Source organism: Paenibacillus alkaliterrae (assembly GCF_021532375.1).
Lineage (GTDB): Bacteria > Bacillota > Bacilli > Paenibacillales > Paenibacillaceae > Pristimantibacillus > Pristimantibacillus alkaliterrae.
This window is the reverse complement of the sequence record NZ_JAKGAP010000007.1, coordinates 158,133-184,146: the sequence shown is the minus strand read 5'-3', so window position 1 is coordinate 184,146 and position 26,014 is coordinate 158,133. Positions and strand designations below refer to the sequence as shown.

Annotated in this window: 31 protein-coding genes; 1 reads left to right on the top strand and 30 read right to left on the bottom strand. The window is 48.9% G+C overall.

Annotated features, from left to right (window positions below):
* Position 1 precedes the first annotated feature (1 nt).
* The 5 genes from bshB1 to L1N85_RS04200 are packed head-to-tail and all read right to left on the bottom strand — an operon-like array spanning position 2 to position 2,897.
* On the bottom strand, positions 2 to 700 hold the full coding sequence (gene bshB1 / locus L1N85_RS04220; protein WP_235235115.1) for a bacillithiol biosynthesis deacetylase BshB1: 699 nt from the start codon (positions 698 to 700) through the stop codon (positions 2 to 4).
* Entirely contained in the window at positions 697 to 1,119 is a 423-nt protein-coding gene (gene mgsA, locus L1N85_RS04215; protein WP_235235109.1) for a methylglyoxal synthase, read from the bottom strand. The genes bshB1 and mgsA overlap by 4 nt, the downstream gene beginning before the upstream one ends.
* A 30-nt stretch (positions 1,120 to 1,149) precedes the next feature.
* The gene (gene dapB / locus L1N85_RS04210; protein ID WP_235235107.1) at positions 1,150 to 1,956 is read right to left on the bottom strand and encodes a 4-hydroxy-tetrahydrodipicolinate reductase; all 807 of its coding nucleotides are present in this window, start codon (positions 1,954 to 1,956) and stop codon (positions 1,150 to 1,152) included.
* A gap of 5 nt (positions 1,957 to 1,961) precedes the next feature.
* Entirely contained in the window at positions 1,962 to 2,507 is a 546-nt protein-coding gene (locus L1N85_RS04205; protein WP_235235101.1) for a tetratricopeptide repeat protein, read from the bottom strand.
* Between the two features lie 54 nt (positions 2,508 to 2,561).
* Positions 2,562 to 2,897 carry a nucleotide pyrophosphohydrolase gene (locus tag L1N85_RS04200; RefSeq protein WP_235235094.1) on the bottom strand — a complete coding sequence of 112 codons (336 nt, stop codon included), beginning with the start codon at positions 2,895 to 2,897 and terminating at the stop codon, positions 2,562 to 2,564.
* Positions 2,898 to 3,082: 185 nt separating this feature from the next.
* Between L1N85_RS04200 and L1N85_RS04195 the strand changes: the two genes are divergently transcribed.
* Positions 3,083 to 3,946, top strand: a complete 864-nt coding sequence (locus L1N85_RS04195; protein ID WP_235235092.1) for a YitT family protein — start codon at positions 3,083 to 3,085, stop codon at positions 3,944 to 3,946.
* Positions 3,947 to 3,948: 2 nt separating this feature from the next.
* On the opposite strand, the gene L1N85_RS04190 is transcribed toward L1N85_RS04195, so the two are convergent.
* The 25 genes from L1N85_RS04190 to ndk all read right to left on the bottom strand — a co-directional run bounded on the left by L1N85_RS04190 (position 3,949) and on the right by ndk (position 25,992).
* Positions 3,949 to 4,818, bottom strand: coding sequence for a sporulation protein YpjB (locus L1N85_RS04190; RefSeq protein ID WP_235235091.1), 870 nt, complete (start codon positions 4,816 to 4,818; stop codon positions 3,949 to 3,951).
* A 42-nt stretch (positions 4,819 to 4,860) separates the two neighbouring features.
* Positions 4,861 to 5,496 (bottom strand): DUF1405 domain-containing protein, encoded by a 636-nt coding sequence (locus L1N85_RS04185; protein WP_235235089.1) that lies wholly within the window; start codon positions 5,494 to 5,496, stop codon positions 4,861 to 4,863.
* Positions 5,497 to 5,573: 77 nt separating this feature from the next.
* The gene (locus L1N85_RS04180) at positions 5,574 to 6,443 is read right to left on the bottom strand and encodes a menaquinol-cytochrome c reductase cytochrome b/c subunit (protein WP_235235087.1); all 870 of its coding nucleotides are present in this window, start codon (positions 6,441 to 6,443) and stop codon (positions 5,574 to 5,576) included.
* 18 nt (positions 6,444 to 6,461) lie between these two features.
* Positions 6,462 to 7,133, bottom strand: a complete 672-nt coding sequence (gene qcrB, locus L1N85_RS04175; protein ID WP_224722481.1) for a menaquinol-cytochrome c reductase cytochrome b subunit — start codon at positions 7,131 to 7,133, stop codon at positions 6,462 to 6,464.
* A gap of 16 nt (positions 7,134 to 7,149) precedes the next feature.
* Complete coding sequence (locus tag L1N85_RS04170; RefSeq protein ID WP_235235086.1) at positions 7,150 to 7,683, bottom strand: ubiquinol-cytochrome c reductase iron-sulfur subunit; 534 nt, start codon at positions 7,681 to 7,683, stop codon at positions 7,150 to 7,152.
* A gap of 241 nt (positions 7,684 to 7,924) precedes the next feature.
* The gene (locus tag L1N85_RS04165; RefSeq protein WP_235235084.1) at positions 7,925 to 8,347 is read right to left on the bottom strand and encodes a DUF2487 family protein; all 423 of its coding nucleotides are present in this window, start codon (positions 8,345 to 8,347) and stop codon (positions 7,925 to 7,927) included.
* Positions 8,348 to 8,531: 184 nt separating this feature from the next.
* Positions 8,532 to 8,714 (bottom strand): IDEAL domain-containing protein, encoded by a 183-nt coding sequence (locus L1N85_RS04160; RefSeq protein ID WP_235235082.1) that lies wholly within the window; start codon positions 8,712 to 8,714, stop codon positions 8,532 to 8,534.
* A gap of 22 nt (positions 8,715 to 8,736) precedes the next feature.
* Entirely contained in the window at positions 8,737 to 9,243 is a 507-nt protein-coding gene (locus L1N85_RS04155) for a gamma carbonic anhydrase family protein (protein ID WP_235235080.1), read from the bottom strand.
* Positions 9,244 to 9,343: 100 nt separating this feature from the next.
* A complete protein-coding gene (locus L1N85_RS04150; RefSeq protein ID WP_235235079.1) occupies positions 9,344 to 10,519 on the bottom strand; it encodes a hypothetical protein in 1,176 nt (391 codons plus the stop codon).
* A gap of 202 nt (positions 10,520 to 10,721) precedes the next feature.
* Positions 10,722 to 11,300, bottom strand: a complete 579-nt coding sequence (locus tag L1N85_RS04145; protein ID WP_235235077.1) for a histidine phosphatase family protein — start codon at positions 11,298 to 11,300, stop codon at positions 10,722 to 10,724.
* 66 nt (positions 11,301 to 11,366) lie between these two features.
* Positions 11,367 to 11,972, bottom strand: a complete 606-nt coding sequence (locus tag L1N85_RS04140) for an anti-sigma factor family protein (protein ID WP_235235075.1) — start codon at positions 11,970 to 11,972, stop codon at positions 11,367 to 11,369.
* On the bottom strand, positions 11,969 to 12,565 hold the full coding sequence (locus L1N85_RS04135) for an RNA polymerase sigma factor (RefSeq protein ID WP_235235074.1): 597 nt from the start codon (positions 12,563 to 12,565) through the stop codon (positions 11,969 to 11,971). Before L1N85_RS04135 ends, L1N85_RS04140 begins: the two co-directional genes overlap by 4 nt.
* A gap of 367 nt (positions 12,566 to 12,932) precedes the next feature.
* Complete coding sequence (locus tag L1N85_RS04130; protein ID WP_235235072.1) at positions 12,933 to 14,024, bottom strand: prephenate dehydrogenase; 1,092 nt, start codon at positions 14,022 to 14,024, stop codon at positions 12,933 to 12,935.
* 4 nt (positions 14,025 to 14,028) lie between these two features.
* On the bottom strand, positions 14,029 to 15,126 hold the full coding sequence (gene hisC, locus L1N85_RS04125) for a histidinol-phosphate transaminase (RefSeq protein ID WP_235235070.1): 1,098 nt from the start codon (positions 15,124 to 15,126) through the stop codon (positions 14,029 to 14,031).
* 80 nt (positions 15,127 to 15,206) lie between these two features.
* Positions 15,207 to 16,013: a tryptophan synthase subunit alpha gene (gene trpA, locus L1N85_RS04120; protein ID WP_235235068.1), complete on the bottom strand. Its 807-nt coding sequence runs from the start codon at positions 16,011 to 16,013 to the stop codon at positions 15,207 to 15,209.
* Positions 16,000 to 17,205: a tryptophan synthase subunit beta gene (trpB, locus tag L1N85_RS04115; protein ID WP_235235061.1), complete on the bottom strand. Its 1,206-nt coding sequence runs from the start codon at positions 17,203 to 17,205 to the stop codon at positions 16,000 to 16,002. Before trpB ends, trpA begins: the two co-directional genes overlap by 14 nt.
* Positions 17,202 to 17,879: a phosphoribosylanthranilate isomerase gene (locus tag L1N85_RS04110; protein WP_235235060.1), complete on the bottom strand. Its 678-nt coding sequence runs from the start codon at positions 17,877 to 17,879 to the stop codon at positions 17,202 to 17,204. The genes trpB and L1N85_RS04110 overlap by 4 nt, the downstream gene beginning before the upstream one ends.
* Positions 17,876 to 18,676, bottom strand: coding sequence for an indole-3-glycerol phosphate synthase TrpC (trpC, locus tag L1N85_RS04105; protein WP_235235058.1), 801 nt, complete (start codon positions 18,674 to 18,676; stop codon positions 17,876 to 17,878). Before trpC ends, L1N85_RS04110 begins: the two co-directional genes overlap by 4 nt.
* Positions 18,663 to 19,718: an anthranilate phosphoribosyltransferase gene (gene trpD, locus L1N85_RS04100; protein ID WP_407946315.1), complete on the bottom strand. Its 1,056-nt coding sequence runs from the start codon at positions 19,716 to 19,718 to the stop codon at positions 18,663 to 18,665. The genes trpC and trpD overlap by 14 nt, the downstream gene beginning before the upstream one ends.
* Positions 19,715 to 21,286: an anthranilate synthase component I gene (trpE, locus tag L1N85_RS04095; RefSeq protein WP_235235056.1), complete on the bottom strand. Its 1,572-nt coding sequence runs from the start codon at positions 21,284 to 21,286 to the stop codon at positions 19,715 to 19,717. Before trpE ends, trpD begins: the two co-directional genes overlap by 4 nt.
* A 375-nt stretch (positions 21,287 to 21,661) precedes the next feature.
* The gene (gene aroH, locus L1N85_RS04090; protein ID WP_235235054.1) at positions 21,662 to 22,030 is read right to left on the bottom strand and encodes a chorismate mutase; all 369 of its coding nucleotides are present in this window, start codon (positions 22,028 to 22,030) and stop codon (positions 21,662 to 21,664) included.
* Positions 22,031 to 22,032: 2 nt separating this feature from the next.
* Positions 22,033 to 23,130: a 3-dehydroquinate synthase gene (aroB, locus tag L1N85_RS04085; protein ID WP_235235052.1), complete on the bottom strand. Its 1,098-nt coding sequence runs from the start codon at positions 23,128 to 23,130 to the stop codon at positions 22,033 to 22,035.
* 2 nt (positions 23,131 to 23,132) lie between these two features.
* On the bottom strand, positions 23,133 to 24,302 hold the full coding sequence (gene aroC, locus L1N85_RS04080; protein ID WP_235235051.1) for a chorismate synthase: 1,170 nt from the start codon (positions 24,300 to 24,302) through the stop codon (positions 23,133 to 23,135).
* A gap of 430 nt (positions 24,303 to 24,732) precedes the next feature.
* The gene (locus L1N85_RS04075) at positions 24,733 to 25,518 is read right to left on the bottom strand and encodes a CheR family methyltransferase (RefSeq protein ID WP_235235044.1); all 786 of its coding nucleotides are present in this window, start codon (positions 25,516 to 25,518) and stop codon (positions 24,733 to 24,735) included.
* A gap of 30 nt (positions 25,519 to 25,548) precedes the next feature.
* Positions 25,549 to 25,992 carry a nucleoside-diphosphate kinase gene (gene ndk, locus L1N85_RS04070; protein ID WP_235235036.1) on the bottom strand — a complete coding sequence of 148 codons (444 nt, stop codon included), beginning with the start codon at positions 25,990 to 25,992 and terminating at the stop codon, positions 25,549 to 25,551.
* Between the last annotated feature and the right edge of the window lie 22 nt (positions 25,993 to 26,014).

Here is a 26,014-nt window from a genome sequence, read left to right as displayed (position 1 = left end):
GTCAAAAAAATTGTACGGCATGCGGACGTTTCAATGCAAAACCCTCGGCATATGCCCATCCGCGAGCTTGTCCAAGCAAGGAATCACGCGCTTCTACGCGCTCCACATAGCCGTTAGTCAATGGTGTAGCTACGCGATCGGCGCCTCCCGATGACGAATCGAATTGTGATCGGTACGCTCTTAGTGCATTGCGCTTCGTCTCATAATAATCGCTGATATCGACAACCAGTGATACTTGATCTATATCATTTATATAATAATAGATAAGTTGTTCGACCTGCACGGCCGGCAGCTCGGGCATATAACGGCGCAGCTTCGCATTGAATACCGCTTCCTCTACCAAACGATTGCATGCTACATGGTCGGGATGACGGTCTACCCAGAATGGAGCAAATACCGTCCGCGGTTTGAATTTACGTATTTCTGCAACGATACGATCGATGTGGCCGCGCGTCGGCTCCAAGCCGCGGTCGGGCAACCCAAGGTTTGTACGGACAGCTAAACCAAGCACTGCGGATGCTTCAGCGGCCTCCTGCATGCGCAGTTCTACAGTACCGTTCGAGGACAGCTCCGCCCCGGTAAGATCGCAAATGCCGACGCGGTAACCGGCTTGTACATGCTTCGCAATCGTGCCGCCCATTCCGATTTCAGCATCATCCGCATGAGCGCCAAATACGAGAGTATCCAGCTTATCACTCATTCTTCTATACCTGGTTTATATTTATGAACAAGCTCGCGCCATGCAAAATCGCCACGCTCAAGCGCTTTAACAAGCAATTCTGCAGTAGCAACGTTAGTCGCAACCGGAATCCCCTGCACATCGCATAAACGGAGCAATGCAATGATATCCGGTTCGTGCGGCTGCGCCATCAATGGATCCCGCAGGAAAATAATGAGGTCCATCTCATTCTGGGCAACCAATGCGCCAATTTGCTGATCCCCGCCGAGCGGACCTGACATAAAGCGATGAATGGATAAGCCGGTTTGCTCCATAATGCGAGTACCGGTCGTACCGGTCGAATACAAGCGATGAGGAACAAATACATTCTCATAGGCGATAACAAAATTTACGATTTCCTCTTTCTTGCGATCATGTGCGATAAATGCAATGTTTAACATACCGTTCCCCTCTCCCGCTGCCAAATGAAACTAATCCATAATATGTTCAAAGCCGTATATTAAACCGTTGTAAGTCATAACCTTTTTTACGGCAACATTAACGCCCGGCATATAACCGGCGCGATCGTAGGAGTCATGACGGATTTTGAGCGTCTGCCCATAACCGCCGAATACGACCTCCTGTTGCGCGAACACGCCTGGAAGTCTAACGCTATGTATGCGGAATCCGTTGTAATAGCCGCCTCTTGCGCCTTCAATCACTTCTTCCTCATTCGGATTGCCTTGACGGAGCTCTTGCCGCGCTTGGGAAATAAGCTCGGCCGTTTTGATTGACGTGCCTGAAGGCGCATCCAGCTTCTGGTCTCCGTGATATTCTATGATTTCCACATGCGGCATATATTTTGAAGCTTCTGCCGCGAATTTCATCATCAGTATCGCTCCGATCGAGAAGTTAGGAGCGATCAAGCCGCCGATTCCTTTCTCTTGGCAAAGCTCGTCCAATTCCTCAATTTGTTCAGGCGTAAAGCCGGTTGTCCCGATAATAGGACGAACTCCGTATTCAATCGCTGTTTTCGTATTGCTGTATGCGGCTTGAGGCACTGTGAAATCAACTAAAACATCCGCGCCCGATCCGTTTAAAGCTTCTTCGAGTGATGAGCTTACGATTACCCCCGTATTCGCTTTTCCAGCAAAGATGCCCGCATCAACAGGACCTGCTGAAGGAGCAGCGGCAGCGACCAATTGGAGCGCCTCGTCCTCCAGCACCATTTTCACAACCTCCCGCCCCATTCTTCCGCTTGCTCCCGCTACTGCTACTTTTATTTTTTGTGTCGTCATGCTAATCACCTGATCCTTTTTCTTTTACGTGCTTTTATGCGGTCGCGCAGCATGCGCCGCTTTCGATTGACATCTGCGAATAACCTGCGGGCCGCTGAATGACTTGGATCAAGCCGCACCGCTTCCCTCGCATTCACTACCGCCTCTTCCAGTTGATTCAGCGATGCATAAATTACTCCAAGCGTATAAAATGCGTCAAAGCTTAGCGGATCCAATACAACGACGCGTTTCAAAAGCTCAGCCGCTTCGCTCAATCGAGGCGGAACTGAAGCAAGCAATAAATCCGCTTCGGAGAGCAACAGACTTGCTTCGACGGTTTGCATATGATATTGATATTCTTTTTGCTCGGGATCCAGCCTTAGCGCCGACTCGGCATACTGCTTCGCTTTCGTCCACTTGCCGCTTCTTGCGCAGGATACGGCACATTTATGATAATAAGATGCATTTTCCGGCTCCGCGGCAATCGCTTGCTCAAACCAATATATCGCTTGCTCAAAATCACTGTTAAAGATGAATTCATACGCTTTTTTGATGCAGCTCTCTCCATCCATCCGCCCATCCTCCTTGTACACAGGTTGATGGTACAGCATATGTAGGGAGCTTGTTTACAGTTCGGTCATTTTCTTCGTCCACCGATTCGCATCGCGTGTAGCGAACTTGTGCATGACTTTATTATGTGCTTCCGCCAAATCAATGTTGAGCGAATTCGCAAAGCAAGATAGAATAAATAAAATATCGCCCAGCTCCATTTCGACCGTGTTTTCCGCTTCATCGGCCTTCTTGGGCTTCTCACCGTAATAGTGGTTCACTTCCCTGGCAAGCTCGCCAACTTCCTCTGACATTCTTGCCATTAACGCTAACGGGCTGAAATAGCCTTCTTTAAATTGAGAAATGTATTCGTCCACTTCTCGCTGAATTTCCGACAACGATTTTTCCGACATCGATTAGCTTCCTTTCTGCCGATAGCTACACATTCTTATGTTAACGTATTCGCCTATTTAAAATCAATGTTTTTCGAAAGGGGGAATTGAGCCATACTAAAGGTGAATCCATAAAATACTTATTAGCTATCCAGTATGATGATTAGGCTTGAAGTGCTACTAAAAACATAAAGGAGCGCTGACCGATGTCCAAAACGCTAAAACAAATGCGAATGATCATTCCCATTCTAATCGGCACTGCCATCTATGCATTCGGACTGCATTACTTCGTGCTCCCGAACCAGCTCATGGAAGGAGGCGTGACGGGCATTGCGGTACTGCTCAACTATGCGGCAGGCTGGCCCCTCTCCCTTTCTACCTTACTTCTTAATATTCCTTTGTTTTTCTTGGGCTGGAAGGCGCTTGGACGCGGCCAAATGGTATATACGCTGATCGGGATCATTTCCTTATCAGGTTTTTTGGCGCTTATGGAACGATTAATTGATCGCAGCATGCTCATCCCCTTTCAAAGCTCGAATGATTATATGCTAGCCGCCTTATATGCTGGTGTAACGCTTGGTACCGGACTTGGCATCGTATTCCGTTTCGGGGGAACGACGGGAGGAGTCGACATCGTCGCACGAATCGTCACCAGGTCCAAGGGTATTAGCATGGGACAAATTATATTGACGCTGGATGCGGTCATTATTGGCATTTCGTTATTCTACATTTCCATTGAAAAGGTACTCTATACACTGGTCACGGTATTCATCGCTTCCAAAATAATTGATTTCATTCAAGATGGCGCATACGCAGCAAAAGCATTCTCGATCATTACCGATAAAGGAGAAGCCCTATCTAAGAAAATTACAATCGAGCTTGACCGCGGTGTTACCCTTATTCCTGCCAAAGGCGCATTTTCCGGTCAACAAAAAGAGGTCGTCTACTGCGTCGTTCACCGGCAAGAAATTCGCCGTCTGAAAACGATTGTTCGCATTATCGACCCGCGGGCTTTTATCGTTATTAATGAAGTGCATGATGTGCTGGGCGAAGGCTTCAAGGAAGAATGACGCTATGATAAGGGCTTGACGCCAAAAGGATTCGTCTTATATTTCCTCCAGCCGGAATAAGTAAGCACCGCAGAAATGATTGCGCCTAAAAAGAGAGTCCAACTCAGCGGGTTCGCCGCGCCTAACGGAGCGACTGCCGGCAGCACGTCAGCCCGTCCACCCTGATCATATACGCGGGTAATCGCTTCCTTCAAGGACTTCAATGAATGGGTAACCATATCCGCGTTCAACGCGCTCAAGGATTTTGATTCTAACAGCTGATTCGTATAACGAATTCGTTCCATCAATTCCGATCCATGCATGATGCCATACATCATTGCAATAGAAGGCTCTATACGTTCCGCATGCTTCTGGAGGCTGTTCATCGCGGCTCTGGCCGCTATAGCCCCGTCCCCTGTTTGGCGTTTCCAGGCCTTCTCGACGCGCGAGAGATCGTCCAGCATTATATTCTCGTACTGGAGCCACAACGCATGCTCGGGACGTACGAGTGCATCCGTCGCAAGCCTTAAGCGCGCAGCCTCCATTAGCCAATCGGCAGTCGTCGCTCCGCTTATAAGCGTTTGTTCGATGAAACGGGCATCCTGCTCCATTACTCGCCAGCCTTCGGGCATACCTGCCGAATATTTGAGTTCTCCTTCTAATATACGCTGCAGCTGCTGGACCTGAACATAACCGGCTTGGCGATTATTCGTATATGCAGCTTGATATAAAGAGCTTGCTAATTCATCCATTCGAGTCAACTGTTTATATGGACCAGATGAGAGTACGGGTGAATATTGACTTAATAAAGAAGCGTTCCCCCAGACAGCGCCTGCCGAACCGATCATCATGACGATACATATGATGAATGGAATAATAAATCGTACCTTCATGGACATCCCCCCATAGACCAATCTATGAGGGGATGTCCCATGTTATACCTTTTTTCTATGCCACCACCATACATGAAGAGCTGCCGCCAAACTAAATATAGAAAGCCCATACGTGAACGCTCTTACAGCCGACAAATCATCGTCAAGCTCGTCGGCTAGCGTCGGGAATACACCAAACGTGTAGTCGACTGTATCATTCAGAAATAACCAGCCGGTCGCGACAATTAATGCCGCCGCTCCCGCTTTCATAAATCGGAAAAACAGCAAGGCCTCGAAGGCCATCCCTAAATGAGAGGTTACGAGCATATAATGCTTCCAATTCAAGTCGGCACCCTGCCACGCGCCCGCTGCAATCATCGCCACGGCCCATAAGCCGTATTTAACCGAACAAACGACAGCTAACGCTTCAAGGATGCTCCTGCCAATTGAGACGAGCCTGCTAGGCCTGTGGGGCGGAAACAATAAATAGAGCAGGGCCAGGGTAAAAAACAAACTCGCTGTCGGTGAATCCGGAACGAACACGATTCTCCATAACGGATGGGTATTGTACGTGTCGATTAGTTGATATTCATACCATATGTATCCGTATATCGTCCCCGCAAGATTAACGAGGAACAGCAGCCATAAAAAAGAACGGTTAAGCAAAAATTCACGGCTCCAAAAAAAAGAGAGCTTCATTCACCATTCCACCTCCGGTGTACGATTCAAAAAAACCTGACCGTATAAATACGATCAGGTTTTTATTTGGCATACATTTATTCTGCAGCAACTTTCTGCTTGGATAACCAGGTAGCCAGCTGATCGATCTCTTCCGCATTAAGTTTGTCTGCTTGAGCCGGCATACCGCCGCGACCGTTCGTAATAACGTCTGCGATTTCTTCCTTCGTCAGAAGATCACCAACGCCTGCGAGTCCCGGAATACTTCCTTGACCCTTCAAATCAGCCGCGTGACAACCGATGCATTGCGCTTGCTTGGCAATATCCATTGCCGGATCGTTTGCATCAACAAGCGAGGCTTCAACTTCCGGCTCCATGTAGTTAGGACGTTCTTCACCAGCCAATGCAGCTTCGCGAGCTTTGTCTGCACGTTCATGATGCTCCGGCACTTGTCCGTTAACCTCCAGCATATGCTGGTAATGATCCCAAGACACGACGGTCAAGTATACGCATGCCACTAGCGATAGAATCATTAGAGAAGATGCGATCGGACGACGGTAGAAGCGGCGTTCCTTTCCTGTGTCCAGGAATGGAGCGAGCATCAAAGCGCCGAACATGACACCTGGGACGCCAAGCGTACCGAGCAATATATAATCCTGCGATACGTATGGATATTTCAAAAATTGATATAGGAACAAGAAATACCAGTCTGGCATCGGTATGAAAGCAGCATTAGTCGGATCTGCGGGATAGCCAAGCGGTGCCGGCTCTGCAATAACCCATACTAGAAAACCAACCAAAACTACACAGCCAACCATCCATTCCTTTAACAGGAAGTTCGGGATAAACGCTTCCGATTTGCCCGGAAAGGACGTATAGTCTGGCGGAATGTTAGGATGGTTGCTTTTCTTTACACGCGAGTCGCCGACAAAGACAACCTTCTCGTTCGAATTATGACCATGCGCCATAAGTAAGCCCTCCTTCGCTTAAAGTGGTCCTGAAATGCCTTGCTTCCGAATCATAATAAAGTGCGCCGCAAGCATCGCAATCAATGCGCCAGGCAGGAAAAATACATGGATCGCAAAGAAACGAGTGAGCGTTTGTGCACCTACGATATCGCCCCCATATAGGAAGTCAGCGATATAAGGTCCCAGTACGGGCACGGATGCAGCGATTTCAACACCTACTTTAGTTGCATAGTAAGCTTTGTTATCCCATGGCAATAGATAGCCGGTGAATCCCAGGCCTAACATAATGAAGAAAATGAGCATTCCGACTACCCAGTTCATTTCTCGAGGCGCTTTGTAAGAGCCAGTGAAGAATACTCGCAGGGTATGTAGGAACATCATAACGATAACAAGGCTTGCCCCAAAGTGATGCATGCCTCGAACGATTTGTCCGAATGCAACCTTGTGCTGCAAGTAGTCAACGCTTGCATAAGCATTAATGATGTCTGGAACGTAGTACATCGTAAGGAACATTCCGGACAAAATTTGGATGACGGTAATGAAAAACGTCAAGCCGCCGAAACAATATACGAACGCAGAGAAATGATGAGCCGGGTTAACGTGCTCTGGCACCTCGTGGTCAGCCACATCTCTCCAAAGCGGCGTAATGTCAAGACGTTCGTCAATCCAGTTGTATACACTTTTAAACATCTGCAATACGCCCTCCTTATTTCGTTCTCGTATTCGGCTTTACAGGACCCAAGTACACGAATCCATTCTCAAGCTTCACTTCATACTCATCCAGCGGGGTTGGTGCAACGGTAATGTTCTTACCGTCTTTCGTGTAACGGGCATCGTGACAAGGACAGTCATACTCGTTCAGGCCCTTCACGTTCCAGCCTATCGTACAGCCTAAATGCTTGCATACAGGCGAGAGCGCGAATATCGTGTTGTTCGCGTCTTTCGAAATCCAAGCCGAAAGCTCCGGATCGCTTACATACCATCCATCGATCTGATGAATCGTAAATTTGAATTCTTGCGGTTCGTTCGTAATCTTGCTTTCTTCCACAACTTTTACATAAGTGCCTTCGCCCTTTTTAACCAAGAGCGGGTCCACTGCAAAACGGACCATTGGCAATACCGCGCCACCCATCATAAATGCAGTCGTGCCGCCAAGCGTATATGACAAAAATTGACGCCGGGACATTTCCTTGCGCTGAACCGGTCGATGCGCGGCTTCGTGTTGTTCATGGTTACTCATCTTCTGTTCTAACCCCCTTTGCCAACCATATCTCGCGTCTTGCCGCATGGCAAAAACGCATGACGAACTAGGACATAACTTATAATAGCCTAGGTGCTTGGGAGCGTCAAGAATATGGCTGGATATTTGCATGGTTATCAAAAAGCCGTTCAATAATTTGTTATCATTTTGTCACATTTGACCTTGTCTGCCATTTGTTTTCCCCAAATTTCGTAAACATTATACGACAAAAGCAATAAGTTTATGTAGCTTGACCACTCCATAATGCACGAATTGCCCCCGATACTTCAGCCTGGAGCGGAAGGCCCCCGTCCTCGTCCGGACGCAGCGATAGATCAATCTCCGGACCCGTTATATTTAAAGTCTGATTTGCCGTAACGACAATGATATAACGAAAACCCGCTTTTTTGACCGATGCGCACCATTCATTTAACATTTCAGCAAATGCGCTATGGTCAGAAATATAATGCCATGCCGGGTAAGTAACCACTCTGCCTTTGAACGGAATTTCTATTAAATCCATAATGTCCCGCAATCGCTCCAGCCACGCGGTTGCTTCAAAAGGCTGCACCATCCCTGTCATTCCCGTTACCGGCAACAGGCAGGTATCCAGGAAAGGACTAAGCTCCTCCCATTGCTCGCACGATATTTCGCTAAACTTCATCCTTCTCATCCCGCTTCCTTAACATAATGACCCGTTTCGCAATCTCTATGTTACCCCCATTCCACCTTCTTGCCAATTGTTATCTCACAAAAAAAAGCCTCCTATTGATTGGGCGGACTTCTGCGTCCGCTCAAACAAGGAAGCTCCGCGCTGCCCGGTTACAACAAAAACCTTCGAGCAGACGCTATCTTTTTAATTCATGTAACTGTTTCGCAAGACGGTAAAACGTATCCTCGTCTCCAGCAGCCAGCGCTTTATCGATTGCGGTGTTAATTTGATTCGTTTGAAATTTCAGCACCGCCTCGTCAAGCACGAATTCCGCAACTAGACCGAGCATGGCTTCATACGATACTTTCATTTTGTCCATAGGATACACCTCCAAACCGGCGTTAAGAGATCCTATATTCTATTCCTTTCGTCACGTAGCTCTCCATCGTCTTTCTCATGCGCTGCAAATCGCTCTCTGTCAACTCTCTTACGACTTTGGCGGGTGAACCGATAGAAAGAGTATAGGGTGGTATTTTTTTGTTCTCTGTAACAATCGAACCGGCTCCTATTAAAGCATATTCACCAATGTCTGCGCCGTTAAGTACGATTGCCCCCATTCCAATTAATGTGCCTTTGCCTATCAGGCAGCCGTGTATGAGCGCGCCATGACCGACCGAAACCTCGTCTTCCAAAATCAATGGTTGATTCGTATTGACGTGGCCTATTGTTCCATCCTGAATATTGCAGCTTCGACCAATCGTTATCGGCGCTAGATCGCCGCGCAGCACGGCATTAAACCAAACCGTGCTATGCCGCGAGATCGTGACGTCGCCAATGATTTTGGCGCCTTCCGCTATGTATACTTCCTCATCAACCTTCGGCATCATGCCTTTGAACGGCAGTAACATCCTTCATTCGCTCCCTTTGGATATAAAATATAAGAACGTACAAGTGTCATACCTATACTCTAGCTTATATTTCAGCCCGTACCAAGAGCGAAATAGAATATTACTTTAAGGTCATCTGCTTTTGCTCGTCCAAACTAACTCCCGAGATTATGGCTCTGCCTGCTTTTGTCATTCTTACTACGGCTCCAAACAGCGGATGCTCGCCTAGACGAAGCAGACCCAGATGAACCATCATACTCATGATTCTCTGCTCCAAAATTGTATTGGCATCGTCGTAATAGTAAGGCTTAATATAGGGGACAAGCACCTTTCTTAACGACTCAACCGTCACCCATTGCTCGGCCAAAGCGCTCATCCAATGCACAAGCGATAACAAATTCGAGACAGGTCCTTTATAAAGCTTTAACCAATACCGATAGATCTGTTCCGCTTCCCCGGCCGGCTTCGACGCAAGCCTTTCCTCCCCCGCCGCTGATAAAGTCAATGAGGTTTGATTCTCGTTTATATATTGGTTAGAGAAGCAATAATCGTAGATGAACGAAAACCGGTTTGGATAGTGATTGAAATGCTTGCCGTAGCCGAAACGCCATGCGCCTTTGGCCGGCAGCTCCTCCTGCACTCCGAAACGGTCAAGCAACTGCAGCGTAAACCTTTTGTACATAGAGCCATCGGCAGTGAGCTGCACTTCATTGTGGTAAATGTAATGAAGAAACTGCGTGACATCGTCATGAATCAGCAATTGCTCATCGCGGTATACGGGCGGCTCGTCCGTATATTGCAGCTCTGCGGCAAACCTCTTTGCCAGCGTTTCGCGAAAGCGGGTCTTCAAGTCGTTCGGAACCTGAAACAGATACCGGCTTGGACCGCTAAAACCGTTGAACAGCCAGCCCCGATGCTTGAAATTAGCGATCATTTCTCTCGGACTGAGCGGTTTATTATCGGTCTCCGCATTTTTTTTGCTTCGTTTTGATTTCTTAGGCGGCTCAACCTCCACTTTAGCAGACTCTTCTCCAAATCTGCTTAGCTGGACGCGTGCGATCAAATCCTCCAAGCTGTAGGAGCTGCGCGCTTCGAACAGCAATGAGTTTAGAAAACGTAAATCCTCCAGCTTCATGCTGCTTATTTGCGCCTCAAAGACATCTTTTCGACTTACGGTGGAGAGAATGGATTGAATCAAATCGTTTTTGGAGTGCCCATTGCACTCGCATCGGTAAACGTCTGCAATTCTGCTAAGCTGCTGTATATCTGCATATCCTAGCATATCCGATAAATTCATAACTCTCTCCTTTCTGTGAATTCCCGCCTTTAAAAGTAAGCAGGACTCGCTTCGTAAGTAAATTGTGCGATGGATCAGCGTTAGTTAGTACCATTATGGGAAAATATGATTTATTTTATAACCGTGATCGAAAAACGAGTTTATATAAATAAAAGAGACCCTCTCCTATGTTCGGGAGAAGGCCTCTTGCATAAGCTCTTTGCTAAAGATCTAAATGAATCGTGCAATTATAAAGCTGCGGATACCATTTCTCGCCGCGAAGCTCTAATATGGAGTAGGAGAGATTATTCAAATGCTGATCCTCCAGCTCCGCGCACAGCTCCGAAATGATTTGCGCCAGAAAGCTGCCGTGCGACACGACGAGAAGTTTGCGATTCGGATGCTCGGATTGCCACTGTTTAATGGCATTAAGCCCGCGAGTCCGCACGGCCTCATCAGGCTCTATGCCATTGGCGACTTGACGCCAATCCTTGCCCCAACGCGTATGGCGCTCCAGCTCCTTCGTTCCCTCAACCTCTCCGAAATATCTTTCACGCAAGCGCGGATCGCCTTCAAGCAGAGGGATGGCTAGTTTCTCAGCAATAATGCGGGCGGTCGATTGCGCACGCTGCAAATCGCTCGATACTACGGCGTCCCATATGCGCTTCTCCCTGCTTAAACGCTCCGAAAGCGCTTCAGCTTGTCTTAACCCTTCCGCATTCAACGGAATATCGGTCTGACCTTGTATTTTACCTTCGGCGTTCCAATCCGTCTTCCCATGACGCACCAATCCGATAATCAAACGTCTTCTCATCTCCTTCTCTATAAACAGCAAAAGCTCCCTCAGGAGCTTCAGTAGATAAGTCCATTAGCTGCGCGTCCTGGACAACCAGTTCAAAATGAGCAATGTCATAATGATGCCAAGTAAAGATAGCGCCACATAGTATTGCGGAAAAGCCGGCACTACCTTCAGTACGAAAGGATCGCTAATGCTCGCAACCGGAACTTCCGCAAAAATGCCTGCAGTAATGACAAGTCCATCTCCCGATACGTTCGCCGTATCCATTAATCCTGACAGCTCGGCAACCTGCGCCTGCGATGCGCCTTCCTCGTTATCGAACACGAATACGAAAAAAGCGCAGGCAAACATCGCCATACATGCGGCAACGATGAGTGCGAAATTGCGGCGGAATGATTTGCTGAATTGATAGCTCTTATGGGGGATCGGCATTAGCCAGGACTCTTCCGCATAAATGCGCTCCATCACATTGCGATTTACATGCTCCGTAGGTCCGATCAATTCGTCTTCCTCCGACAGGAAGCGAATCATATCCTCGCTTTCCTCCCAGAGTCGAAATTGTTCCTTACAAGAGTTGCATTCAAGCAGATGTCGATCTATAGCCTTACGATCATCGTCCTGTTCAGATAAATCCCAATATTCGCCGAATCTTTCTTGTGCATCGTTGCAATTCATCTCGTATTCATCCCTTCGAATTCTTCCATCAACGGCGATTGTCCGAAATACGGCTCCAGCTGCGCCTTAACGCTTGCTCTCGCCCGGAAAAGCAGTGATTTTACGGAACTGACCGTTTGTCCTAAAATATTAGCGATTTCTTGATAGTCTAATTGGTCATATTCCCGAAGAATAAGTGCCGAGCGCTGCTTCTCAGGCAAATTATTTATGGCTTCCCGAACCATTGCCATCCGCTCATTCCGAAGCACATGCTGCTCCGGTGCCGCATCGAGCGCGGCAACCGGCTCGAATCCCGAGTCATCAAGCGACATATGCGCAGATTTCTGCTTGCGAAGCTCGCTTAGAACGGTATTGCGCGCAATCGTATATAACCAGGTCGAAAAAGAAGCATCCACTTCGCGGAACGAGTGGAGGCTGCGGTAAGCTTTATAAAAGGTTTCCGAGCACAAATCCTCGGCTAACAGCTCAAGTTTAGCGCTCTTAAGCATGTGATAAATGAATGCCAATATTTTCCGTTGATAGCGCCGCATAAGCTCGGAGTAGAGCTCGACATTGCCATCCTTGATCTCACGTATTAATTGGGAATCAGTCATGACAGGCGAACCTCCTCCACCTGCGGATTATTCCCGGACCGTTCTGTAACATTGTACCGACCCGTGAACGAAAAGTTGCGGTCTTTATCATAAAAAATTCAAAAAATACGAGTATACATATAATTCGAGTTCCAAGACCAAATTCCTGCTTCTTTCGACAAAAGGATGAAATTCAATAATTTTACAAATGAAAAGAAGAAAATGGGCAAAAAAAAAACCACCTATAAAGGTGGTCCGCACAAAGTGCGAAGGATTTGGATAGGAGTGGAGAGAAACCATACTGTACCTTTATTATATGTATACGCTTCCAAGTTGTCAATAAGCGTTTTCATTTTTATTAAGCAAATAAGAAAAAGGACGCACAGCCCTAAAGGTGTACGTCATAGCCGTTAGCTGACAGCAGAGCGATAGCTTGATCCAAATAATCCTGAGTCCGGAACGACAGTCTCAAAATGCCGGGCACATCCTCCCTGCTCTCGATTACTTGAATGTTACTCAGGTTAATTCGGCTATTGCCAAGCTCGCTTGTTATTTTACCTATAATACCGGGATGATCGGGAACGTCCACATAACATTCGAATGCGGAATGAATCATTCCTTTGCGACGCTCCGGCATTCTGCTGCGAAATTGTCCGGCCTGACGAAAGGCTTCCGCAATCGCCTTCCCATCCGAGCGCTCCAGCATCTCGACGAACTTATTCGTCTCCTTGCTCCAATCCTGAAGCAATGGAAGCAGAACCGCCCTGTTGTTAATTAATATATCGCGCCATACGTTAGGCTCGCCCGAGGCAATCCGCGTAATATCCCGGAACCCGCCCGCTGCAAGCGACTCATACAAATCATTCTGCTCACTGTAGCCCCGCACTTGATTAACGAGCGAGACAGCTATCATATGCGGCAGATGGCTAATAGCACCCGCTATTTCATCATGCTCCTTCGCGTCTACTTGTACAATGTTCGCCTTCGTGTGGCTTAACAGCTGAACCAATCGTTCAACCGCTTCAGCAGGCGTTTTCTCATCGGGCGTCAGCACGTAAAAAGCATTTTCATAAAGATAAGAAGAAGCTGCTTCAACGCCCGACCGTTCCGATCCAGCCATCGGATGCCCGCCGATAAATACGGCACTTCCGAAATCAAGTTTACTTGCACATGCCATGATGGAAGCTTTTGTACTTCCCGCATCGGTGATAATACAACCCGGCTTCAAATGGATGGTGCTTAGCTTCAGAATGTATTCCTCCAGATTACCTACAGGCACGCAGATGAAAATAAAATCGGCTTGCTCTGCAGCCTCCTGCATGGATGTCGTTGCGTAATCAACTACACCCCGCTGCAAGTATTTCTCTGCCTGAGAAGGACGATTCGAATGCCCAATAACCGTGATACCCGGCTTTCCCTTTAAACAAAGGGCGATAGAGCCTCCGATCAAGCCTACTCCAAAAATCGCTACTGTTGTCATAACGTTATCCCTGCACCGCCGCTTCCTGCAAAACATTCTCTAAAGCTGCAATAAACTTTTCATTCTGCTCGCGCGTGCCGACCGTAATTCGGATATGATTTGGATAATAAGTCCAGCGCGAACGCGAAATAATGCCTTTTCGGAGCAAGGCGTCAAACACCTCTGGCGACGGTCGTTTCACGTCAACCATGATAAAGTTTCCATAAGCAGGATAATAGGCTAAGCCCAAACGATCAAATTGCTCGCTCAAATAAAGGAGTCCTTGTTTATTTTGCTCCCGGCAATAGGTAAGGAAGGAATGGTCTGCCAATGCGGCCTTTGCCGCAGCTTGAGCAGCTCTTGACGTGTTAAAGGGCTCTCTAACTTGATTCGTAAATCGAATGACATCCGGATGCCCGATGCCGTAACCGATACGAAGAGCGGCCAAACCATAAATTTTCGAGAACGTTCGCAGCACGATGAGATTGCGGTGCTCGCGAAGCAATTGCACGCCGTCCGGGAAATCAGGATCGTCGATATATTCGCCGTAGGCTTCATCCAATACGACAAGCACGCCGTTTGGCACCTGCTTCAGGAAGGCCGACAATTCCGACAGCGTCACGATCGTTCCCGTAGGATTGTTCGGGTTGCAAATCCAAATGATTTTGGTGCGGCTATTCACTTTCGCCAGCATTGCGGGAAGATCATGCTTGCCTTCTTTCAAGGGAACCTCAATGATGCGTGCGTTCTCAATCTCTGCATTATGCTTATATTGGGGGAAGGTTTCATCCGCCATAATCGTTTCGTCGCCCGGAACGAGAAATGCCCTGGCGATCATCAAAATGATCTCACTGGAGCCCGTTCCGAAAATAATTTGTTCGGAATCGACGCCAAGCTCCGCAGCCAGCGCTGCAGTAAGCTCAACGCTTGCGCCATCCGGATAAATATTGAAATTTCCTAATTCTTCGATAACTGCGGCTTTCACCTGCTCGGAGCATCCGAACGGGTTTTCGTTGGATGCAAGCTTAATGACTTCGGTTAATCCTAGCTCCCTCTTAACGTCTTCAACCGGCTTACCCGGCTGGTAGACAGGAAGATGGACGATATTACTTTTGGGCTGCATGGGCCGTTCACCTCTTTTATAATAAACTGGTCTTATTGCTTGTCATACATTGTCTCATATCTGTTTGCGGTAGATCAATCTTACCCTTTAAGCTTCGCAACGAAATCGCTGATTTGTTTAAGGCCCGCTTCACGCTTGCTTTCATCCTGCAGCAAGGGGATCGCGTCCTCAATGGTCCGCACAATCGCACTTCCCACGATTACGCCGTCGCATTGCTTCTCAAAGCGCTCCACCTGCTCTCGGCTCGAAATGCCAAAGCCAACCGCGATCGGCAAATCAGTCGCTTCCCGCACGGTCGCAAGAAATTCGTTTATGCTCGTATGAAAATCCGCTCTTTCTCCGGTTACGCCAAGCGAAGAGACGCAATACACGAAGCCCTTCGCTTTTCGAGAAATACGAACGACACGATCCTTCGAAGTAGGGGCGACAAGAGGAATGAGATGCACATTCACCGCTTCCGCAAGCTGTCTAACCTCTTCATCCTCTTCGATCGGAAGATCGGGAATGATCAGGCCGCTAATTCCCTTGCTTTGAACAAGCTCGAAGAAAGCGTCTAAGCCGAATTGGAACACAGGATTATAATAAGTAAATAATATAAATGGTATATTCACTCCAGCCTCGCGTGCTTTCTCTGCAACATGAATACAATCCTTAAGCGTGATGCTGTTCGTTAACGCACGCTCGGAAGCCCGTTGAATAACGGGACCGTCCGCAAGCGGATCGGAATACGGGACGCCTAACTCAATCATATCCGCGCCGGCCAGCTCCAGCGTCTTAATAATATCTACGGACGTCTTTAGATCGGGGTCGCCCATCGTCAAGAAAGGAATGAGCGCTGTACGACCTTCTGCCTTCAAGCTTGCGAATGCTGTATCAATGAGATTCATTCGTATTGCCTCCCAAATAGCTCATAATCGCTTCTACGTCTTTATCTCCGCGGCCGGACAAGCTCACGACTACTATCTTGTCCTTGTCAAGCGTCGGAGCGAGCTTGATCGTTTGGGCGATCGCGTGAGCGGACTCCAGCGCAGGAATAATCCCTTCCGTGCGCGATAATAGCTGCAAAGCTTCCAAAGCCTCAGCATCGGTTACAGGAACGTATTCCGCGCGTCCGGAATCCTTCAGATAAGCATGTTCCGGCCCGATACCCGGATAATCAAGACCTGCAGAAATCGAATGGGCCGGCTGAACCTGGCCGTGCTCGTCCTGCAATACATAGCTCATAGAGCCTTGGAAGACGCCATGGCGGCCTTTGGTCATCGTCGCCGCATGCAAGGTTGTATCGACGCCGCGTCCAGCAGCTTCAACTCCGAGCAACCGCACACTCTCATCTTGAACGAATGGATAGAAAATACCCATCGCATTGCTTCCGCCGCCTACTGCCGCAACCACGTAATCAGGCAATCTGCCTTCCTCCGCCAAAATTTGCTGGCGCGCCTCGTCCCCGATGATCCTTTGAAAGTCGCGAACCATCATCGGATAAGGATGCGGACCGGTGACAGAGCCCAAGATATAATACGTGTCTTCCACATGGCTCACCCAGTAACGCAGCGTTTCATTGCAGGCGTCCTTAAGCGTACGCGTCCCCGACAACACGGGCACGACCTCGGAGCCCAGCAACTGCATACGGAATACGTTAAGCTGCTGCCGCTTCATATCCTCTTCGCCCATAAAAACCTTGCACTCAAGTCCAAGCAATGCAGCGATCGTCGCGGATGCAACGCCGTGCTGGCCTGCGCCGGTTTCCGCGATAATCTTCGATTTCCCCATACGCTTGGCAAGCACGCCTTGGCCAATGGTGTTGTTTATTTTGTGTGCTCCCGTATGGTTCAGGTCCTCGCGCTTTAAGTATACTTTGGCTCCGCCCAGCTGCTCACTCAATCTCTCTGCATAATAAAGCGAGGTCGGTCTGCCTGAATATTTATGCAATAAATAACGAACTTCGTCTTTAAACTGCTGGTCCTTCGAATAATGGAGGTACGCCTCCTCTAATTCTAACAAAGCATTCATTAACGTCTCCGGCACATAACGTCCGCCGAACTTGCCGAAACGGCCATTCTGATCAGGTACTTGCGTCATGCTTCCAACACCTTTCTCACAAATAATCGGATTTTGTCTATATCTTTCCGCCCATCCGTCTCTACTCCGCTGGACACGTCAATTCCGCCCGGTGAATACGTCCTGAGCAGCTCCTGAACGTTACCCTCATGCAGCCCGCCAGCCACATATAACGTCATTTCAAGATGATCGGCAGCCTGTTCATAATCTTTGATCGCTTCCCAATTGAACGTTTGGCCAGTGCCGCCGCCAGGCGCGTCAATAAGCACAGCATCAACCTTCCCTTTATACGGGATCAATCGTTCCATCGCTGATCGCGGACTACTTAGCGCAGACTCACTTTTGATGGAGAAGACCTTCCATACTTGCACATGGAGCGTCTCACGTACCGCGCTGCAAAATTCAGCCGTTTCATCACCGTGCAATTGCACGACATCAAGCGGAGCTTCAGCTACGACAGCCTTTAAATGATCCATGCTATCGTTGACGAATACGCCTACGGTGCGCGGCCGCTCGCCGCCAGATGCCTTTAAGCGATGTACGGCTTTTATCAACCGGACGGCTGTTGCCGGATCTACCTGACGCTTGCTTGGCGCGAATACAAAGCCGATTTCATGAATCGGCAAATCGTCCATCGCTTCGATTGTCGGGACATCCCTTAGTCCGCATATTTTGATACGCGGCTGCTGACTCATCGAACATTCACCGCGTCCATTAAGTCGTTAACCGCTTGACCCACATCGTCATGGCGCATGAAATGCTCGCCAATCAACACACCATGGGCGCCAATCGATTGCAAGTATTCCATATCCGGCTTACCAGCGATGCCGCTTTCACTTATTACCGTAACGTTACCCGGCATGAATCCGATAAGCGTCTCAGTCGTTTTCAAATCCGTAACGAATGATTTCAAATCGCGATTATTAATGCCGATCAGCGTTGCTTTGTTCAGCTCTAGTACGCCCTCCAGTTCCTCCTGGTTATGAACCTCTACGAGAACATCCATCCCGATCGATTTCGCAAGATCATGGAATTCGCCAAGTTGGGACGGCGTTAAAATGGCCGCAATGAGCAAGATCGCATCCGCACCGATTAAACGAGCCTCATAAATTTGACGATGGTCAATCGTAAAATCCTTCCGCAGCAGCGGAACTTTAACGGTATCGCGCACTGCCCTTAGAAACTCATTTGAACCTTGAAAGTAGTCACGGTCCGTTAGTACTGAAATACAGTCCGCTCCTGCAGCTTCATAAGCCGCGGCTAGCGTTGTTGGTTCGAAATCCGGACGGATTAGACCTTTTGAAGGCGATGCTTTCTTCACCTCGGCAATTAGCCCCATGCTGCGGTTGCGGCCTGAAGCCGTTAACGCATGCTCGAAGCCCCGGCAAGCCTCCAGTTTCGAAATTTGATTCTCTGCCTCGGCGAGCTGAAAGCGCGTGGACAGTGCCTCAACCTCCGATTGCTTAGTTGCTACAATTTTATCCAGAAACATGAGCCAACTCTCCTGTCCTTTGAATAAGGCTGTTCAGCTTACGTTCAGCCTTGCCTGAATCTATAACCTCAGCGGCAAGCTCGACGCCTTCACGAAGCGACGCTGCCGAACCGCCAACATATATACATGCACCGGCGTTAGCAAGCACGATATCCCGATAGGCTCCCCGCTGCTCCCCGGCAAATATCGCATGGATAATCGATGCGTTGACAGCAGGTTCACCGCCCATTACTTCAGAAATCGGAGAGCGCGGCAATCCCAGCTCCTCGGGGGTTAGATGATACGTACGTACTTTTCCATTCAACAATTCAGATACTTGAGTAGGGGAGGAAATGCTGATTTCATCCAGTCCATCGTGACTGCTGACGACCATCGCCCGCTTCAAGCCAAGCTCACCCAGCACTTCAGCCACCGTTTCGGTACGTGTACGATCGTAGAGGCCTAGCAGTTGCCTGTCAGCTCCAGCCGGGTTCGTTAATGGGCCTAACATGTTAAATATCGTGCGGATACCAAGCTCTTTCCTAGGCACAGCGGCATAGCGCAGCGACGGGTGATAGAGCTGTGCAAACATAAAGCATATGCCAATATCGTTCAAACACTGGGCTGCTTGCTCCGGCGTAATGGTGATCTGAACGCCTAGAGCCTCCAGCACATCGGCGCTGCCCGCTTTGCCGGACATTGCCCGGTTGCCATGCTTGGCTACCCGGATGCCTGCCGCAGCCGCAATAATCGATGAAGCTGTTGAAATGTTGAATTTATGAATGCCCGATCCGCCGGTGCCGCAAGTATCCAGCAAGCCCTCCTGCTCGGCCTCCACCCGGCCCGAAAGCGAGCGCATCACTTCGGCAAAGCCTGTAATCTCATCCTTCGTCTCGCCTTTCATCCGCATCGCGGTAATGACGCCCGCGATTTGCGCGGGTGTCGCCTCGCCGTTCATAATAGTGTTCATGACGGACTTTGCTTGCTCCCTCGTCAAATCAGTACCGCCAATAAGCTGACCCAGCGCCTGCTGCATCGTGATCGCATCGTTTGCCTGCATCATTGCCCAAGCCCCTCTCCCGCTTTGACGTAATAATCCGTATTGATGGGGTTATATGTGTCTTGCTGCTCTTTCGGTCCGGCAAAAATCGCCTCTGCTGCCCGAATGGCCTTTAGCATCCCTTTGGCCTTGTTTACAGTCTCCATATATTCGCTTTCAGGCACCGAATCCCATACAATGCCCGCTCCGGCTTGTACGTATGCTTTGCCCTGCTTAAATATGATGGTTCGGATCGTAATACAGGTGTCCATCGAGCCGCCGAAGCCCAAATATCCGATTGCGCCGGCGTAGGCTCCTCGCGCTTCATTTTCCAACTCAGCAATAATTTCCATAGCTCTCAGCTTTGGCGCGCCGGACACAGTACCTGCCGGCAAGCACGAAACAAAGGCATCGAAGAAATCTTTATCCTTATGCAGCTTGCCGGATACATTGGAAACGATGTGCATGACATGCGAGTAACGCTCGATTTCCATAAAGGAATCACATTTCACCGAACCAAACTCCGATACGCGCCCAATATCGTTACGCCCGAGATCGACCAGCATCAAATGCTCTGCGCGTTCTTTCTCATCCGCAAGCAGCTCGAGCTCAAGCGCCTTATCCTCCTCAGCCGTTTTGCCGCGAGGCCGCGTACCTGCTATAGGGCGAGTCTCTACGCGATCACCGTCTACCTTAACGAGCGCTTCCGGCGATGTTCCGACAATGACCTCCTCGCCCATTTTCAAATAATACATATAGGGTGACGGATTCATCGTGCGAAGCACCCGGTACACATGAAGCGGATCGATATCCGTCTCGATGCTGAAGCGTTGGGACAAAACGACCTGGAAAATGTCACCCGCCCGAATATATTGCTTGGCCTGCTCAATGTTTGAAATGAACTGCTCCTTCGTCACATTAGATTGAATGTCACCCAACTCATGATCAATTTGAATGGATGGACCTGACGTAACAGGTATCGTTACCGGCTGTTGAAGCCGTTCAATGGTTCCCTCGATTTTTGCTGCTGCAGCAGCATGGGCCTGGGCAATCTCTGCATCGGTTGCTCCTTCTGCAATATGGACATTACCGACGATTTGCAGCTGCTGCTTGAAGTGATCAAACACAATGACTTGGTCGCAAAACATAAATTGCAGGTCATTCATGTTCAAATCATCGACCCGGTGCGCTGGAAGCTTCTCGTAATATTGCAGCAGATCATAACCGAAAAATCCAATAGCTCCGCCCGTAAAAGGAGGCAGCTCCGGGAGCGAAGGGCTACGGAAGGATCGAAGATGAGCTTTAAGCAGCTCAATCGGCTTATCGTTCAATACATGCTTCTGCCCGTTATGCTCAAGTACCATCTCGCCATTTTTACCGTATAGCATCATAAACGGGTCCGTTCCGATAAACGAATATCGAGCCCATTTCGCTCCGCCCTCCACGCTCTCCAGCAGAAATGCATGCTTTTCCTTGGCGAAATGCTGAAACAGACGTATCGGCGTTTCTGTGTCGGCCATCATATAACGAACGATTGGGATTAAATTGTATTGACTGGCAAGACGGGTAACCTGCTGCAGCTCGCTTGACATCCCGAAAAACCTCCCTGTAATTTTCGAATCTAATTTGCTTTTGGAACAGAAAAAGCTCCTGCCTGAGCAGGAGCGTTGGTTTAGATGATGACGAAAGTGTGTAAGCGGAAAAGACATAATTACAAGTACGGTGAAACAGCACTTTCGCCATTCGCTCACACTTGTGCATGAAGAATGACTCAGCTCTTCCGTAAATACGTACTAGCAATTACCTTCCTTTGCTTCTCTCAACTAGTCTCGGCTCATCTCTACTCATCTCAAAACCTGCTCTGCTACTCTCACTTACGCTTTTCAATATACAACACCATACGGCCATGCGTCAACTATGACACTCCATGCGAAGTGAGTTTTTTGCTCATCAGTTTATGAATTATGCTATGACTTAGATAGATCAGGACGAAGCGCCTCTGCGCCGCTTAAATAAACGTGACGTATTTCTCCTTGGGTTTTGTCCGTGTTGATCAGCACCATCAGCCTAATGCAGCGCTCAAGGCTGCCTTTAACGGGTACCTCCAGAGCGCACATAAGCGGAACAAGCTCCCAGCCCTTCATTTGGCGAATCGCGCGTGCCGGAAACGTCTCGTCAAGATCGCTCGTAACCGTCACAAATACACTGCAAATATCGTCAGGAACAATTTCATTGTCGGCTACAATGCCGTTCAGCAATTCGATTGTTGCACTTAGTATGGGCTGCTCCTCGTTTGCATCAACGGTAATTGCCCCTCGAATACCTCTCACACTCATTGCTAGTCGCCCTCCTGTTTCAATTGTTCTACGATTTCCCTGATCCAATGTACCGGAACATCCGGCTTGATTTCGACTTTTCCGATTGCGGTCGGAACGACAAATACCATCGTCCCTTCCATGAATTTCTTATCGTGCATCATTGCATCCATTACCGCATCAACGTCAAAGTGCGCCGGCAAACGGACAGGCAGTCCGCACCCCTTAAGCACCCGTTTCGTAATCGCGTAAACTTCTTCGGGAGCGCCATAACGAAGTCCAAGCTTGGCCGAACCAATCATGCCGATCGAGATCGCTTCACCATGCAGCAGCTCGTTATAGCCTGCAACCGCTTCTAGAGCATGGCCAATCGTATGGCCTAGATTTAGTATCGCACGCAGATCATTTTCACGCTCATCCCGGGATACGACTGCAGCCTTCACGCTGCAGCCTTTGTGCAGGGCGTAGCCAAGCGCATCCGGATCAAGCGATAACAGCTTCTCCGCATGCTCCTCACACCACTCGACGAATAATTTATCCCATATAAGACCGTGCTTTACTACCTCAGATAATCCAGCTCTTACCTCTCTAGGCGGCAGCGTCTGAAGAGTATGTAAATCATAGAGTACCAATTCGGGCTGATGGAACGCCCCGATAATATTTTTGGCTAATGGATGGTTTACGGCCACCTTGCCGCCTACGCTGCTGTCATGCGCAAGAATCGTTGTCGGAACCTGTACAAATTTAATGCCTCGCATATAGGAGGCAGCAACATAACCAGCGAGATCACCGACAACGCCGCCGCCAAGCGCGACAATCGCCGATTTGCGATCAAGTCCTGCTTCCAAGGCCTTCGTAACGAGACTCTCCAGCATCGAAAGCGACTTAGCGCTCTCGCCCGCAGACACCACGACACTGACCGTCTTGAAGCCGCCTGCTGCCAGCTCTGATTCAAGCGCTTGCAAATGCAGCTTCTCCACATGACTGTCCGTAATGATCATTAGCGGCGACTTTTTGCTTATTCCATGTTTCGCGAAATAGGAAGAAGCCTCCTTCATGAGGCCCTCCCCGATATAAATGGGATAAGAGCGTTCGCCTAATTCGACTTTTAGCTCACGCATGATTAGTACCTGCCTAACTGCTCTAAATAATTGTTCAAGTTAGCGCGTATCTCTTCAATGGAATCTCCGCCGAATTTTTCTAAAAAGGCTTTTGCGACTTCCCACGCGACGACATGCTCCATTACGACGCTGGCAGCCGGAACCGCACAGCTGTCGGAGCGTTCTACTTGAGCGGTGAACGGCTCTTTCGTATCGATGTCAACACTGCGCAGAGGCTTGTAAAGTGTAGGAATCGGCTTCATTACGCCTCGAACTACGATTTGCTCTCCGTTAGTCATACCGCCCTCAAAGCCGCCCAGGCGGTTGGTCGCTCGATGATAGCCGCGCTCTGCATCATACATGATTTCATCATGGACCTGCGAGCCGCGAAGCTTCGCCGCTTCGAATCCAATACCGATCTCGCAGCCCTTGAAAGCATTGATCGACACGACCGCTTGCGCGATACGCCCATCTAGCTTGCGATCCCATTGCACATGACTTCCCAGTCCGATAGGCACGCCTTCGATAACGCATTCTACGATGCCGCCAATGGAATCGCCTTCCGCTTTAATTTGATCGATATAATCGGTCATCTTCTGCTCGGTTTCTTTATCTACGACACGAACAGAGGACTCCTCCGTCAGACGGATAAGCTCGTCAACCGGCAGTTGGTTAGCAGGTGCTTCGATTTCGCCGATGCGGATAACTTGTCCGGCTACCTTGATTCCGAACTCAGCGAGCAATTGTCTGGCAATTGCACCTACCGCAACGCGCGCAGCCGTCTCACGGGCGCTTGAACGCTCCAATACGTTGCGCAAATCTTTCAAATCATATTTTAAGCCGCCATTTAAGTCTGCATGTCCCGGACGCGGTCGGTGAACGCGGCGCTTCTCTTCATCGCTGCCTTCGATCGGTTCGATATTCATAACGGAGGTCCAGTGCTTCCAATCATTGTTCGCAACGATAAGCGCTACAGGAGCACCCGTCGTTCTGCCATGGCGCACGCCTCCTACAATGTTAGCGGTGTCCTTCTCGATTTGCATCCGGCGTCCGCGGCCATGGCCCTTCTGACGTCGGTGAAGCTGAAAATTCAACTCCTCGAAATCGATCGTTAAATTGCTCGGTAAACCTTCAATAATAGCTGTTAATTGGGGACCATGAGTTTCCCCCGCTGTCAAATATCTTAAACTCAACCAAAGCTCCTCCTTCAAGCAAGCCTGTACTGGCCTGCTATGCTTTACTGCCCTAAACATCTTTGCTCATTATAGTACAGCGTTATCGCTTTGACAAGAATTTGCACACCCTTATGGCCTTATGGGGCAACAAAAAAAGAGCTGGATTAGTTGTCTCCTGTTAAAGACAACTAATCCAGCACCATTAACATTTACCATTAACTCGTAACCGATCGTTTCCCGCGCAGCGCTGTTCCATCGTTTTTTAACAAGGGGTCATTAACGAGTCTAATCATTTGCCCGCTGTCGACTCCAATAATCTGCGCACATTCTTGTATTGAAATAAACCCACGCCTATAGGCTGCTATTACTTTCCGTTTATCCATCTCGTTCTTCATCCTCCAATTTATCAGCTATGACTAGTATAGGAGAAGATGGAAAACGGTATACATCACAATTGAACGCGGCGGTAAAAGAACGTATCTGCTGTTTCAAAGCCATATTGCGAAGGGGAGAATATTTGCTCCGTGCTGCCAACGAACAACATACCTCCCGGCTTTAACGCTTTAGCAAACTTGTGGTAGAGCTGATGTTTGGCTTCCTCCGTAAAATAAATCATGACGTTGCGGCAAACAATTAAATCAAAGGAGCTGTCAAAAGCATCATGCAGCAAATTTTGCTGCTTAAATAGAATATGCTTCTTCAGCTGCTCCGAGATCAAATAGGCTCCGTCCGCCTGCTTGAAATACGTTTGTCGGCATGAAGCGGGAACATCGCGAAGCGAACGCTCCAGATAGCTGCCATCCATCGCCTTCTGCAGCACAGCCGCATCCAAATCCGTCGCAAGCAGCGACGAGCGCTGCAGCGCCCCAAGTTCGGCTAAAATCATCGCAAGCGTATACGGCTCCTCGCCGGTTGAACAAGCCGCGCTCCAAACTTTTATCCGATTAGCCGACTTTAGCAACTCTGGTAAAAAGCGATTTTGCAAAACGTCCCAACGAGACGGGTTGCGCCAAAACTCAGAGACGTTGATCGTCATGCGATCCAAAAACTCGTTAAGCAGGCTGCGGTTCTGTTCAATGGCCTTCCAATAGTCCTCGAAGGTTGTATAGCCATGCTTCATCCGCAGCGTCGTAAGCCTGCGTTTCATCTGGGCTTCTTTATATTGCGACAAATCGATGGCGGTCTTTTGCTTTATCCGAACGATAAACTGTTCAAAATCACGATCCTGGGACATGTGTTCCTCCATCGTAAACGGATCCTGATATCAAATCCACCGTTGTATAGTATGCTCGTAGTCGAGCAGCTCTGAAGGCGAGAAGAAAATGCCGATTTCCCTTTCCGCGTTAGCTGGCGAGTCAGAGCCGTGAATTAAATTGAAATTCGTATGTACGGCAAAATCGGAACGAATGGTACCCGGAAGGGCATCCAGCGCATCCGTCTTTCCAATAAGCGCTCGCGAAAGGGCGATGACGTTATCCCCCTGCCACACCATCGCAAATACGGGACCCGAAGAAATAAACTCGAGCAGCGGCTCATAAAAGCCTTTTCCCTTATGTTCAGCATAATGACGCTCTGCGAGCTCGCGGCTGACGACCGTTAATTTTGCAGCCGCAAGCTGGAGCCCCTTTCTCTCAAACCTCGTTACGATTTCACCGATCAATCCACGCTGCACGCCATCAGGCTTAATCATTAAAAATGTTCTCTCCATCGTCAATCAATCCTTTCGCATT